This is a genomic window from Thalassorhabdus alkalitolerans (assembly GCF_042656525.1).
In the GTDB taxonomy this organism is placed as follows: Bacteria; Bacillota; Bacilli; order Bacillales; family Marinococcaceae; genus Thalassorhabdus; species Thalassorhabdus alkalitolerans.
The window spans coordinates 450,790-464,873 of sequence record NZ_JBHSOZ010000003.1 but is presented as its reverse complement, the minus strand read 5'-3'; the positions used below and the strand labels follow the sequence as shown (position 1 = coordinate 464,873).

The window sequence follows — 14,084 nt, the reverse complement described above, 5'->3', positions numbered from 1 at the left end:
GCACACCGAACCGGCTGAAGAAAGAGGAGATTTGTTATGAGAGCAAGAGATTTAATAGTACTGGTAGGGGTTATTTTGATTGTTATCATGTTAATTATTCCCTTGCCGACCCCCATCCTTGATATTTTGATTATTACCAATATCTCTCTTGCTCTGGTCATTATTCTTGTGGCCATGAATACAAAGGAACCTCTTGAGTTTTCCATTTTTCCAACTCTATTATTATTGGTTACTTTATTTAGGCTCGGTTTAAATGTTTCCACGACCCGTTCTATACTCGGAAATGCCGAAGCTGGAAATGTCATAGATACCTTTGGGCAGTTTGTTGTTGGAGGAAACCCTCTCGTAGGATTTGTAGTGTTTCTAATCTTGGTAATTATACAATTTGTAGTCATTGTAAAGGGCTCAGAAAGAGTTTCAGAGGTAGGGGCCAGATTTACTTTGGATGCTATGCCCGGGAAACAAATGAGCATAGATGCTGACTTGAATGCAGGGATGATTTCAGACCAGGAAGCTAAGAAAAGACGAGAAAAGATAGAAAAAGAAGCTGACTTTTACGGATCCATGGACGGGGCAAGTAAATTTGTAAAAGGGGATGCGATAGCCGGTATAGTGATTGTTATTATTAATATCATTTTTGGCCTTGTCATTGGTATGATGCAGCTGGGAATGGACCTGGGCACAGCAGCGGGAACGTTCACTCTCCTTACTGTAGGAGATGGACTAGTCAGCCAGATTCCAGCTCTTCTTATTTCAACAGCTACAGGAATTGTGGTTACCAGGGCAGCCTCAGAAGGGAACCTGAGTCATGATGTTACAAAGCAGCTTTCCTCTCACCCGAAAATGTTGTATGTAGCAGGGGCAACCGTATTTTTTCTCGGAGTGTTTACACCGATTAACTTTCTTCTTACTTCAGCAATGGCTGGTGTGTTGGCAGCAGGCGGTTTCTTATTAAGAAACACAGATACCGGCAGTCTCTCCGAAGATGAGAAAGAGGAAGAGGATAACGGTGAAAGTGAGGATATGAAATCCCCGGAAAATGTCGTAAGTCTTCTGACCATTGACCCTATTGAATTTGAATTTGGTTATGGCCTGATTCCCCTTGCTGATGCTAATCAAGGAGGAGACCTGCTGGACAGGGTCGTCATGATCCGGCGCCAGCTGGCATTAGAACTTGGCATGGTGGTGCCAGTGATTAGAATCAGAGACAATATCCAACTGCAGCCAAACGAATATGTCATTAAGATTAAAAGTTATGAAATAGCCAGGGGTGAACTTCTTCTGGATCATTATATGGCTATGAGTCCTGGAGTTGAAGATGAAGCAGTGTCAGGAATTGAAACGGTCGAGCCTGCTTTTGGTCTTCCTGCTTTGTGGATAGGAGAAGAAATGAAAGAGCAGGCAGAGCTTTCAGGCTACACAGTGGTAGATCCTCCCTCTGTGGTATCCACTCATTTGACCGAGGTCATTAAAGCACATGCACATGAACTTCTTGGACGTGAAGAAACAAAGCAGCTGGTTGACCATTTAAAGGAAACCTATCCGACTCTTGTAGAGGAAGTCACGCCCAACCCATTATCTTTGGGAGAGATTCAAAAAGTGTTAACAAACCTTCTAAAAGAAAAAATGTCAATCAGAAACCTTCCTGTCATTTTTGAAACAATGTCTGAGTACGGACAGATGACAAAAGATATGGATTTAGTAACAGAATATGTCCGCCAGGCACTGGCAAGGCAAATCACTAAACAATTTGCGGTGGAAGGGGAACCATTGTGTGTCATTACCTTGAGCGGAGGCGTGGAAAAAGCAATTGTGGACAACATCAAGCAGACTGAGCATGGGAACTTCCTATCGATGAATCCACAGGACTCTCAGCCGATTATTGAAGCGGCAGCTTCTGAAGCTGACCGTTTGGCACAAATGGGCCATACTCCAATACTGCTTTGTTCTCCGGCTGTTCGCATGCATGTACGTCAATTAATTGAAAGGTATTTTCCTCAGGTATTTGTCCTTTCTTATAATGAGCTCGAGCCTCACGTTGAGGTGCAAAGCATAGGAGTGGTGAAAACATAATGAAAGTGCAAAGGTTTATTGCTAAGGACATGCCGGAAGCAATGAAAAAAATTAAGGGAGAGCTTGGCGAACAGGCTGTCATTCTTCGCTCGAAATCGATTCAAAGCCCGGGGATTTTTGGCCTGTTCTCAAAAAAAACATTAGAGGTAATTGCTGCGGTTGATGAAGAGATGGTGTTTAAAAGAAAAGATACGGTGAAGCCCTCTCAAACTAGACAGGAAAAGGAGCCTCACAAACAGTCTCACTTCAATTATTCTTCCACTGAAATTCAAGAAGAGATGAAGGAAATTAAGGAAATGGTTAAGGAATTAACCGCTGATGCTGAACTGGAAAAAACCTCTGTTCTGCATCCTGCCTTACGACTCATTCAAACACAATTGACAGAACAGGAAGTAGAGGCCGGACTTCAAAAAGAGATTCTGGCTTCACTTGTAAAAAGGGTGAAAGAATCGGGTGACACCGAGAAAATAGAAGAAGAAAAAGTCAAGGATTGGGCGAAGGCTTCCTTAGAAAAATCACTTAGCACCCTTTCTTCAGGAAAAGAACCATCCGGCAGAGAAGTCATTACCTTTGTCGGTCCGACAGGGGTAGGGAAAACCACGACGATAGCCAAAATTGCTGCCCGCCAACATATTTATGAAAAGAAAAAAGTAGCTCTCCTGACTGCTGATACGTACCGAATCGGGGCGGTTGAACAGCTGAAAACATACGCCAGCATACTACAAATCCCCATCGAAGTCGTGTACAGCAAGGAAGATTACCACAAGGCACTGGAAAGTTTCGAACAATATGACACCGTGCTTGTTGATACGGCCGGAAGAAACTATTACAACAAACTGAATATAGAGGAACTGAAAACGATCATCTCTTTAAATGAAGAAACAAAAACCTGCCTGGTATTGTCATTAACCTCTAAATACACAGACATGAAAAACATTTTTCAACAGTTTTCCTCGCTGTCCATCGATCAATTTATATTTACAAAGACTGACGAAACCTCCATTTGCGGACCAATGATAAACCTGATGAAAACAACCGGCATTGGAGCTTCTTTTCTCACAAAGGGGCAAAACGTACCGGAAGATCTGGACGTGGCTGATACCAGACTGGTAGCCGAATTACTATTTGAGGAAAACGATCATGAATGACCAGGCAGAAAGTCTGCGTAAGTTGATGAACAGCAGAGCAGAAAGAAGAGAAACTCACATTATTTCGGTAGTCAGCGGCAAAGGGGGAGTCGGGAAAACGAACGTGTCTGTCAACTTCTCAATCGCCCTGGCGCAAAAAGGGAAAAAAGTGGTTCTTTTCGATATGGATATCGGAATGGCCAATGTAGATATCTTGCTCGGTACACATGCTGCTTTTAACGTAAGAGATATGATCGAAAGAGAACTGTCAGTGTGGGATATTATCAACGAGGGTCCTTCAGGTGTTTATTTTGCTGCCGGGGGGTCAGGTCTGTCAGATATTTTTTCTCTAACAGAGGGAAAGAAAAAGAGATTCCTACATCAGATAGAAATGCTTAATGGCCACTTTGATTATATTATTTTTGACCTTGGAGCAGGTGTATCGAAGAACAGCATGCAATTTGTCCTTGCCTCCCATGAAGTTTTTTTAGTTACTACACCAGAGCCAACGTCAATTACAGATGCCTACTCAATGATAAAGCATATAACTGCTTGTGATCAAAATCTGCCGCTTTTTTTGATTGTAAACCGGGCCTTCTATCTAAGTGAGGGGAAAAAGGCCGGAGAAAATCTTCAAAAGGTCAGCAAAAGGTTTTTACATAAAGAACTGGCTGTTCTGGGCTTACTTCCTGATGATGATGCCGTTCGGAAAGCAGTTTATAAACAGATCCCTTATTCTTTAGCTTTTCCACGAGCAAAAGTAACCGGAGCGATAAGAAATGCTTGCAATAAATACCTTGATGAGTCAGAAAGAGAGCCGAGAAAACCTTTTTACTCTTTTATATCCAAATTAAAAGGTTTTATGTCTTCACCGTCATAGAAAGGGGCCTGAAAGCATGATCCGCGTACTTGTCGTAGATGATTCAGCTTTTATGCGAAAGGTTATCTCCGACGCTATAAACAGGAATGAAGATATGACTGTAGCAGCTACTGCCAGAAATGGAGCAGAGACGATAGAAAAGCTGAGGTATGTAAAGGTAAACGTGATTACACTAGATGTGGAAATGCCCCAAAAAAATGGGCTTGACACCTTAAAGGAAATTATGGAAGAGTTTCCTCATCCTGTGGTTATGGTCAGCAGCGCAACTCAGGAAGGAGCACTGCAAACGATTGCTGCCATGGAGTTAGGAGCAGTTGATTTTGTAGCCAAGCCCTCGGGGCCAATTTCCCTTGACTTCGACCTTGTCAGGAAAGAGTTGATAGAGAAAATTAAAATCGCTTCCGAGGCTTTTCATCAATCAATACTTACCAAGGAAAAGAAAGTTGAAATCACGAGAAGTCCTCCTCCTCTTCATCCATCTAACCTAATGCTAAAGAAAAAAGTCATTGCTATTGGAACCTCTACAGGGGGGCCGCGGGCTCTTCAGCAGCTTTTTTCTGATCTGCCTGGAACGCTGGCAGCACCTTTACTTATTGTGCAGCACATGCCGGCGGGTTTCACACAGTCATTAGCAAAAAGGCTGAACGACATGTCAGAGCTTACCGTAAAAGAGGCGGAAGATGGGGAAGTAGCCAGAAATGGAGTAGCGTACATTGCTCCTGGAGGAAAACATGTAACCGTAAAAAACTCGGGAGAAGCCCTAGTGTTAAATCTGCTGGACACTCCCCCTCAAAATAACCATAAACCATCAGTTGATACATTGTTTACATCTCTGGCTGACATTGCAGGATACTCTGTCGTAGCTGTGATCATGACCGGGATGGGAGCTGATGGGGCGGTCGGGATCCAAAAGCTTAAGGAAAAGAAGAGCAATATAGCCCTCGCGGAATCAGAAGGCACCTCCACAGTATTTGGAATGCCTAAAGCGGCGGCACAAACAGGTCAGATAGATGAAGTGGTCCCCCTTTTTAATATGAGTAAGAGCATTCGCCGCTACATCGAAAAAGATTTTTCATAAGGGAAGGAAAACGCATATGGACCTTATTCAAAGCTATCATTTGGATATTTTAAAAGAGGCAGCAAACATTGGGGCAGGAAATGCTGCTACGTCGCTATCAAAGCTTACAAAAGAAGAGATCGAGATGAATGTTCCTGAGGCAGTGGTTATGCCTTTTCGGGACATTCCGAACCACATAGGCGGGGCGGAAAAAGTGATGGCCTCCGTATTTTTCAGACTTACAGGAGAAGCAAAGGGAAACATGTTTTTTATGCTCCCGGAACAGGAGGCAAGAGCCTTCATCTTTGATCTTACAGGAACTTATTTTGAACGTATCACAGATATACAACATGACCCGCTGGCTGTCTCTTCTTTACAGGAGGTCGGGAATATTCTGGCAGGCTCTTATCTTACAAATTTATCAGAGTTTTTGCACGTCAGGATACAGCATTCCGTCCCTTCCCTGGCCATTGATATGGCAGGGGCAATATTGGAACATGGCTTACTAGAATGGTCTGAGGTTGGAGAATATGCCCTGGTTATGAGTACGGTCTTAAAAAAGAAAGATAGCAGCCACCAAAGTACTGGAGGCCATTTCTTCTTACTACCTGATCCAGAGACGTTTGTCCGCCTTTTTCAATCTTTAGGAGTCAAAGACCAATGAGTTCCCGTATCGGACAGGTAAATATTGTAAAAGTATGGATGGCAGACCTTAATATTGCCATTGCTCCTCAACTCATTCAAACCTCAGGGCTTGGATCTTGTGTGAGTGTAGTCTTGTACGACGAAGAAGCAAAAGCAGCTGGTATGGCCCACATTATGCTTCCTTCCTCCCGTCTGCATGCTTCGGGAGAATGTAATCGAGCGAAGTATGCAGATTCAGCTATAGAAGACCTGTACTCACTGCTCATTTATCATGGAGCCAGAAGGAATAAGGTGAAGGCAAAGATTGCAGGAGGGGCTCAAATGTTTGAGGCAGCAAGCTCTGCTCTTAGAATAGGTCCGAGGAACGTGGAAGCGGTCAAGGAGACCTTAAAAAAGATGCACATTTTTCTGGCTGCAGAAGATACAGGGGGGAATAGCGGCCGGACCGTACTGTTTGATCCAGCTACTTCTCATTTAAGCATTCGAACAGTGAATGCAGAAGAGAAAATCATATAGTCCTTGAAAAGAGACCAGGATTTACGAGCATAAAAAGGGGGAGCTTCAATGACAAATGTAACAGCTGGCAATTACAAAGATTTGTGGGAAAAGTGGGGAAACGATAAAAACACAGAAGCGGCAGATCAATTAGTTGAGGCATATCTCCCCCTTGTGAGATATCACGTGGGCCGTATTTCCGCCGGACTGCCGCGCAATGTTAATCGAGAAGAAGTCATGAGCCACGGTCTAATGGGACTCTTTGATGCTATCAATAAATTTGATTACTCCAGAGAATTAAAATTTGACACCTATGCTTCTTTTCGGATAAGAGGGGCTATTATTGATGGACTTCGCCAGGAGGACTGGCTTCCAAGGACTATGCGGGAAAAAGCCAAAAAAATTGAAGAGTCGGTGGAACGCCTGGAACAACAATACGGCCGCTTTGTTACGGAAGAAGAGATAAGCGAGGAGCTTGGCATGGACAAGCATGAGGTTCAAAGAATTGTATCCGAAACCTTTTTTGCCAATATCCTGTCTATTGATGAGGAATCCCAGGAGTATGAAAAAGAAGAAACATATCGTGCAAACTTGATTGATACCACTGCGATCACTCCTGAGGAGGAGACAGTAAAGAAAGATACGTTTAAAGAGCTGGCTACTATGATCGATCAGTTAAATGAAAGGGAAAAAGTGGTCGTCAGCCTCTTTTACTACGAAGAACTTACTCTCACTGAAATCGGGCAAGTACTTAACTTATCAACTTCAAGAATTTCACAAATTCATTCTAAAGCGATTTTGCGATTGAAACAGATTCTTCAAAAAAAAGAGAAGTGATGGACAAGGTCTGGTAGAATAGCTGAGATGAAAGAAGCATGTGCAGTCCCCATCCGAAGTAGGAATTTTTATACTAAAGGTCGATGCGTAAAATCGAAACTAAAAAACAAGGTGAAATAATGATATATTTCTTAATTTGTATAAGCTTGTCCCTTCATTTACTTTCCTTCTATATTATCCTTATTTTTTATAGAAGGTGGCAAAAGGAAGCAGGAATTTTAAAGGATTCTCACAGGCTTACTTCTGAGATAGAAGATTTACTGGTAGCTTACACAGCTGAAATGAAAGAAGACAATGAGCGATTATTAAAAGAACTAGAACAAAAGACCCCACGAAGTGATGCGACTCATCATGATCCTGGAAACAGGAAAGCTGGAAACAACGAAAAGGACAGTAAAAGAATTGAAAGCTCTCGACCTGACCATGATTCATTTCATAAGGAAATGGGAATGCCTTACATTCCTAATCAAAAGGATAAAGTGGTTCAATCTCCCGCAGCCAAAGCACTTTCGCTGTTTTCAAAAGGGCTGGACAGAGACGAAATAGCTAAAGAACTGGATATGGGGAAAGGAGAAGTAGAACTTCTCTTAAAATTTTATAAGTAATTCCTGCTTCCCTCCCTTGCCATTCTGAAGCAGGATGTGGTATATTATACAACGGTGTTAATCACACACGTTTGTGGATTTGAACAAGGGTGCTGTTATTTACAGTTTTGTTTTAAGATGAGGCAAACGGAGGAATTAAAAACCTTAAGGAGGATTTATATCATGGGAGTTATTTCAATGAAACAGTTGCTTGAGGCTGGTGTGCATTTTGGACATCAAACTCGCCGCTGGAACCCGAAGATGAGCCGTTACATTTTCACTGAGCGTAACGGGATTTATATCATCGATTTGCAAAAGACAGTGAAAAAAGTTGAGGAAGCTTACAACTACGTACGTGACGTAGCAGCAGACGGAGGGAAAGTCCTTTTCGTCGGCACAAAGAAGCAAGCTCAAGATTCAGTACGTGAAGAAGCTCTTCGCTGTGGAATGTACTACATTAACCAACGCTGGTTAGGTGGAACATTGACAAACTTTGCTACCATCCGTAAGCGTATTGCACGCTTGAAGGATATTGAAAAAATGCAGGAAGACGGTACGTTTGATGTACTTCCTAAAAAAGAAGTTATGCTTTTGAAAAAAGAATTAGACCGTCTTGAGAAATTTCTTGGCGGAATTAAAGAAATGAATCAGCTTCCTGACGCTATTTTCATTATCGATCCTAGAAAAGAGCGCATTGCTATTGCAGAAGCTCATAAGTTAAATATCCCTATCATCTCCATTGTTGATACAAACTGTGACCCTGACGAAATTGATTACGTGATTCCTGGTAATGATGACGCGATCCGTGCGGTTCGTCTTCTTACTTCCAAAATGGCTGATGCAGTTGTGGAAGCAACACAAAACAACCAAGAGCCTGAGCAGGAGCAAGCTCCTCAAGAAGAGGAAGAGGAAACGGTTTCAAGTAATCAATAAGCAAGGCCAGTCTTGGAGAAACTACATGAATGAACGGATCAAGGGTGGTAAAGGGTAAAGCCCTTTATCACCTTTTTTATCCTGATTAAATGGTTTTTTTTGCCTTGAGTAAGTGGTAATTCCTTGAATTGCTGACTGTATCAGGGAGTAATAGAAGATATTAAATTTGTTTAGGAGGAATTGACATATGGCAATTACAGCTAGCATGGTTAAAGAACTTCGTGAAAAAACTGGTGCAGGTATGATGGACTGCAAAAAAGCATTGACTGAAACGGACGGTGACATGGAGAAAGCAGTAGATTACCTTCGTGAAAAAGGAATCGCGAAAGCTCAGAAAAAAGCTGACCGCGTAGCTGCAGAGGGACTTACTTCTGTCGAGGTTGACGGGAACAAAGCAGTGATTCTGGAGATCAATGCAGAAACAGACTTTGTCGCTAAAAACGAAAACTTTAAAAACTTAGTAAGTAAAGTAGCAACTCATTTGCTTGCAAAGGAACCTGCAAATGTTGAAGAAGCATTAGGCCAGGAAATTGAGCAAGGTTCTACTCTAGAGTCTTACATCAATGACCAAATCGCAAAGATTGGTGAAAAGATTTCTTTGCGCCGCTTTACTGTTCTTACAAAAGATGACGACGCTGCTTTCGGTGCTTACCTTCACATGGGCGGACGTATTGGTGTTCTTTCCCTTCTTGAAGGTACAACAGACGAGCAGGCAGCCAAGGATGTAGCTATGCACGTAGCAGCTATTAACCCAACCTACGTTTCCCGTGACGAAGTACCTGCAGAAGAAACTGAGCGTGAGCGTGAAGTTCTTAAGCAGCAAGCGCTAAACGAAGGAAAACCTGAAAACATTGTTGAAAAAATGGTTGAAGGACGCCTTGGGAAGTTCTTTGAACAAGTATGTCTTTTAGAACAGCCATTCGTTAAAGATGGCGACCAGAAAGTGAAAAAATACGTTGAAAGCAAAGGCGCTTCTGTGAAGACCTTTATCCGTTACGAAGTTGGAGAAGGACTTGAAAAGCGTGAAGATAACTTTGCTGAAGAAGTAATGTCTCAAGTGAAAAAATAATTTTTAAGGGGAACACCTTTGTGTTCCCTATTTTTGCAGCCCAAGCTGTTATCGATTAGCGATTCGCAGTTGAATTTTAAAAGGAAAGCACGTCACCAAGGCTGATACTGGGGGTTTAACATGAGTAAGTATAACCGAGTGGTTTTAAAATTGAGCGGTGAAGCTCTTGCAGGAGATTTAGGGTATGGAATTGACCCAACGGTCATTCAATCTATTGCTTCACAGATAAAAGAAATTGTAGAATTAGGTACAGAGGTAGTTGTTGTCGTCGGCGGTGGGAATATTTGGAGAGGAATGGCTGGAAGCTCCAAAGGAATGGACAGGGCAACTGCCGATTATATGGGTATGCTTGCTACTGTGATGAATTCTCTTGCTCTTCAGGACGGCCTGGAAGACATTGAAGTAGAAACAAGAGTTCAGACGTCCATTGAAATGCGCCAGGTTGCAGAGCCATACATACGCCGGAAAGCAATACGGCACCTGGAGAAAAAGCGTGTAGTTATTTTTGCTGCGGGTACAGGAAACCCTTACTTCTCAACTGACACGACAGCTGCCCTCAGAGCTGCTGAAATTGAAGCAGAAGTTATTTTAATGGCTAAGAACAAAGTTGACGGTGTGTATGATTCTGATCCATCAGTAAACGAAGACGCCAAGAAATATCAGGAGCTTACATACCTTGACCTTTTAAATGGCGGTCTTGGTGTGATGGATTCTACTGCTTCTACCCTTTGCATGGATAACGATATCCCGTTGCTTGTTTTTTCGATCATGGAAGAAGGAAATATTAAAAAAGCTGTCCTTGGTGAAAAAATCGGGACAGTCATTAGGGGGAACAAATAATGGCTAATGATGTTACAAAAAATTTAGATGCACGTATGGAAAAAACGGTTGAAGCTTACCACCGGGAGCTTGCGACACTAAGAGCTGGACGTGCCAACCCATCTATGCTTGATAAAGTAATGGTTGACTATTATGGCGCTCCAACTCCATTAAACCAGCTGGCGACAATCACAGTACCAGAAGCTCGCCTGTTGCTTATTACCCCATTTGATAAATCTGCCATCGGTGATCTTGAAAAAGGAATTCAAAAAGCTGATTTAGGACTTTCTCCTAACAATGACGGAAATGTAATCAGAATTACCGTTCCGCCGCTGACAGAAGAGCGTCGCAGAGATTTAGTCAAGCTTGTAAAAAAATATGCCGAAGAGGCGCGTGTAGGGGTCCGTAATATTCGCCGTGATGCCAATGATGAATTGAAAAAACAGCAAAAAGACGGAGAAATCACTGAGGATGATCTTCGCCGCAGTCAGGATGAGGTTCAGAAGGTAACTGACAAACAAATCAAAGCGATTGATCAGGCAGCAGAGGTTAAAGAGCAAGAAATTATGGAAGTTTAAGTGTATTCAAGTTACAATAGGATCATGCTAATAAACCCTCTTCTTACCGGGAGGGTTTTTTTGTAGGCGAATTTGAAAGAATGTAAGGTAATCGAAATAGAATATATTATAATAAGTAAGGGCTAAGATAGAAGTTCAATTTTAGATAACATAAAGGCTGGTGTCCTTATGCTTGAAAGGTTTATAAAAAAAGAGGAGACAGCTGCCAAACATGAAGAAGCTTTTGTCGGCGAGAAAGAAAACCTTCCTGCTCATATTGCTATCATAATGGATGGAAATGGCCGCTGGGCAAAACAAAAGGGGCTACCGCGCATAGCTGGGCACAGAGAAGGTATGAAGGTTATTAACAAGGTTGTCAGGGAAGCGAACCATATAGGAATCAAGTATTTAACACTGTATGCATTTTCTACTGAAAACTGGAAACGTCCAAAAGCGGAAGTGGACTTTCTTATGCGCTTGCCTGAAAAGTTTCTTCATAAAGAGCTGCCGTCACTGAAAGAAAACAATGTAAGAGTAACGATCATGGGAACATTAGATGGGCTTCCTTCCTATACGATTGACGCGGTAAAAAAAGCAGTGGAAGAAACAAAGGAAAACAATGGACTGGTTTTAAATCTAGCCTTGAACTATGGTAGCAGGCATGAAATGATACGGATGGTGAAAGAAGCGTGCAGGGAAGTACAGGAAGGAAAACAAAGCATAGAAGATATTGATGAAAACTACCTTTCCCAATTTCTTCTTAGCAGCAAATTGCCAGACCCGGATCTCCTCATTCGAACCAGTGGAGAAATCAGGTTAAGTAATTTCATGTTATGGCAGGTTGCTTATAGCGAATTTTGGTTTACAAATGTTCTTTGGCCTGACTTTTCAGAAGAAGATTTAGTGGAAGCCATCAGAGTATACCAAAAAAGGAAACGGCGCTACGGCGGTGTTTAAAGGGAGGATATCCCAATGAAACAAAGGGTTGTAACAGGATTTTTAGGAGCAATCGTATTTTTAACCGCAGTAATTATTGGAGGAACGACTTTTACTTTATTTATAGCACTTGTAGCCTCGGTAGCTATGATAGAGCTGTTAAAGATGAGAAGAATACGGCCGTTATCAGTAAAAGGTTTGGGAAGCCTTGCCCTTATGTGGGTGCTTCTTGTCCCCCCGGGGTGGCTTGATGTCGCTTTTTTGGATCATGTAAGCAAAACCGAGATTTTTATCTTTATGATCCTTCTTCTGCTTGCCTTGACAGTTGTCACGAAGAACTCGTTTACGTTTGATGAAGTCGGGTTTGCGATCTTATCGTCAGTTTACGTGGGCTACGGCTTTCATTACTTGATTACTTCAAGAGAGATTCCGGAAGTGGGGCTGCAAGTTGTCTTTTTAATACTGTTTGCTATCTGGTCTACTGATTCAGGGGCTTACTTTGTTGGTCGGAAATGGGGAAGAAAAAAGCTCTCTCCTCATATCAGCCCAAAGAAAACAGTGGAAGGGTCTGTTGGAGGAATCGTCGCAGCCTTTGTTGTAGGCTTTATCTTTCACTCTTTCTTTCCGATCTTTGATTCAGTTCTCCACCTGACTGGGCTCCTTGTTGTCACCTCTATTTTTGGACAGCTTGGAGACTTAGTAGAGTCAGCTTTAAAAAGGCACTATGCTGTGAAGGATTCTGGGAATGTCCTGCCGGGTCACGGAGGGATATTAGACCGCTTTGACAGCTTGATATTTGTTATGCCAATATTACACCTTTTGCAATTTTTAGGGTGAGGAGGAAGTTGTACATAACGAAGCAGCAATGATTTTAAAACTTTGGTGATAGGAAGAGAAAGGTGAACGTAAAATGAAACATATTGCACTGCTCGGTTCCACAGGATCCATCGGTACCCAGACTTTAGACATTATTCGGACACACCCTGATAAATTTTCATTGATATCTATGTCAGCCGGTCGTAATACGAAGCTTGCCATTACACAAATCAATGAGTTTAAACCAGAGACCGTGTCAGTGGCAGAGGAAAAGGATGCGGAAAAAATTAGGGCTGAGGTGCCTGCAGGAACAAATGTGGTTTATGGAGGTGAAGGATTAAAAGAAGTCGCAGTTCATCCTAAAGCTGATTTCTTAATGAATGCGGTGCTTGGAAGCGTGGGGCTTGAACCCACACTGGCGGCTATTGAGGCAGGGAAAGTTATTGGGATAGCCAACAAAGAGACCTTGGTTACAGCAGGACACATTGTTATGGAAAAAGCCAAAGAAAATAATGTACAAGTTCTGCCTGTGGATAGTGAACACTCGGCCATCTTTCAGTGCCTGGAAGGAAGTCATACAGATGAAGTCAGCCGCTTAATCCTTACTGCCTCTGGAGGAAGCTTTCGTGATTTGAGCAGGAAGGAGCTCAATGGGGTGACAGTGGAAGATGCGTTAAACCATCCAAATTGGTCAATGGGGGCAAAGATCACCATAGACTCAGCCACAATGATGAATAAGGGGCTGGAAGTGATTGAAGCCCATTGGCTCTTTGGAATTCCCTATGAGCAGATTGAAGTCCTCCTTCATCGTGAAAGCATTATTCACTCCCTGGTTGAATACCAGGATGGAAGCGTACTGGCACAGCTGGGGACCCCTGATATGAGAGTGCCTATTCAATATGCTTTGTCTTACCCGAAAAGACTTGAACTAAAAGATACAAAAAGGTTAAACTTATGGGAAGCTGGGACATTGGATTTTAAACAGCCTGATTTCAAGCGTTATAAATGTCTTCAATATGCATTTGACGCCGGGAAAGAAGGCGGCACGATGCCTGTGGTATTGAATGCGGCAAATGAGGTAGCAGTGGAGGCATTCCTTCAAAAAAGCATTTCCTTTCTTGGAATTGAAGATGTGATTGAAGAAGCAATGAATCGTCACAGTGCCCTGAAGAATCCTTCATTAGATACTATTTTGCAGGTAGATCAAGAGACAAGAGAGTACGTGCGCACACGATTAAATTGAAGGTGGGAAATAA

Annotated in this window: 15 protein-coding genes; all 15 read left to right on the top strand. The window is 42.5% G+C overall.

Annotated features, from left to right (window positions below; genetic code table 11):
- Positions 1-36: 36 nt before the first annotated feature.
- Positions 37-2,073, top strand: coding sequence for a flagellar biosynthesis protein FlhA (gene flhA / locus ACFPU1_RS04935; RefSeq protein ID WP_385939180.1), 2,037 nt, complete (start codon positions 37-39; stop codon positions 2,071-2,073).
- Entirely contained in the window at positions 2,073-3,221 is a 1,149-nt protein-coding gene (gene flhF / locus ACFPU1_RS04930) for a flagellar biosynthesis protein FlhF (RefSeq protein WP_385939178.1), read from the top strand. The genes flhA and flhF overlap by 1 nt, the downstream gene beginning before the upstream one ends.
- Complete coding sequence (locus ACFPU1_RS04925; protein WP_385939176.1) at positions 3,214-4,080, top strand: MinD/ParA family protein; 867 nt, start codon at positions 3,214-3,216, stop codon at positions 4,078-4,080. Before flhF ends, ACFPU1_RS04925 begins: the two co-directional genes overlap by 8 nt.
- A gap of 16 nt (positions 4,081-4,096) precedes the next feature.
- Complete coding sequence (locus tag ACFPU1_RS04920; RefSeq protein ID WP_385939174.1) at positions 4,097-5,158, top strand: protein-glutamate methylesterase/protein-glutamine glutaminase; 1,062 nt, start codon at positions 4,097-4,099, stop codon at positions 5,156-5,158.
- A 16-nt stretch (positions 5,159-5,174) separates the two neighbouring features.
- Positions 5,175-5,801 (top strand): chemotaxis protein CheC, encoded by a 627-nt coding sequence (locus ACFPU1_RS04915; RefSeq protein WP_385939173.1) that lies wholly within the window; start codon positions 5,175-5,177, stop codon positions 5,799-5,801.
- Positions 5,798-6,298 carry a chemotaxis protein CheD gene (locus ACFPU1_RS04910; protein WP_385939171.1) on the top strand — a complete coding sequence of 167 codons (501 nt, stop codon included), beginning with the start codon at positions 5,798-5,800 and terminating at the stop codon, positions 6,296-6,298. Before ACFPU1_RS04915 ends, ACFPU1_RS04910 begins: the two co-directional genes overlap by 4 nt.
- A 48-nt stretch (positions 6,299-6,346) precedes the next feature.
- A complete protein-coding gene (locus ACFPU1_RS04905; protein WP_385939169.1) occupies positions 6,347-7,114 on the top strand; it encodes a FliA/WhiG family RNA polymerase sigma factor in 768 nt (255 codons plus the stop codon).
- 119 nt (positions 7,115-7,233) lie between these two features.
- Positions 7,234-7,719 (top strand): DUF6115 domain-containing protein, encoded by a 486-nt coding sequence (locus ACFPU1_RS04900; RefSeq protein ID WP_385939167.1) that lies wholly within the window; start codon positions 7,234-7,236, stop codon positions 7,717-7,719.
- Between the two features lie 162 nt (positions 7,720-7,881).
- On the top strand, positions 7,882-8,631 hold the full coding sequence (gene rpsB / locus ACFPU1_RS04895; RefSeq protein ID WP_100399325.1) for a 30S ribosomal protein S2: 750 nt from the start codon (positions 7,882-7,884) through the stop codon (positions 8,629-8,631).
- A 187-nt stretch (positions 8,632-8,818) separates the two neighbouring features.
- Entirely contained in the window at positions 8,819-9,700 is an 882-nt protein-coding gene (tsf, locus tag ACFPU1_RS04890; RefSeq protein ID WP_054635325.1) for a translation elongation factor Ts, read from the top strand.
- Positions 9,701-9,820: 120 nt separating this feature from the next.
- Positions 9,821-10,540, top strand: a complete 720-nt coding sequence (pyrH, locus tag ACFPU1_RS04885; RefSeq protein ID WP_054635326.1) for a UMP kinase — start codon at positions 9,821-9,823, stop codon at positions 10,538-10,540.
- On the top strand, positions 10,540-11,097 hold the full coding sequence (gene frr, locus ACFPU1_RS04880) for a ribosome recycling factor (RefSeq protein ID WP_100399324.1): 558 nt from the start codon (positions 10,540-10,542) through the stop codon (positions 11,095-11,097). Before pyrH ends, frr begins: the two co-directional genes overlap by 1 nt.
- Positions 11,098-11,265: 168 nt before the next feature.
- A complete protein-coding gene (locus ACFPU1_RS04875; RefSeq protein ID WP_054635327.1) occupies positions 11,266-12,033 on the top strand; it encodes an isoprenyl transferase in 768 nt (255 codons plus the stop codon).
- 15 nt (positions 12,034-12,048) lie between these two features.
- Positions 12,049-12,849 carry a phosphatidate cytidylyltransferase gene (locus ACFPU1_RS04870; protein WP_054635328.1) on the top strand — a complete coding sequence of 267 codons (801 nt, stop codon included), beginning with the start codon at positions 12,049-12,051 and terminating at the stop codon, positions 12,847-12,849.
- Positions 12,850-12,922: 73 nt separating this feature from the next.
- Positions 12,923-14,071, top strand: a complete 1,149-nt coding sequence (locus tag ACFPU1_RS04865; protein WP_385939163.1) for a 1-deoxy-D-xylulose-5-phosphate reductoisomerase — start codon at positions 12,923-12,925, stop codon at positions 14,069-14,071.
- Positions 14,072-14,084: the final 13 nt, after the last annotated feature.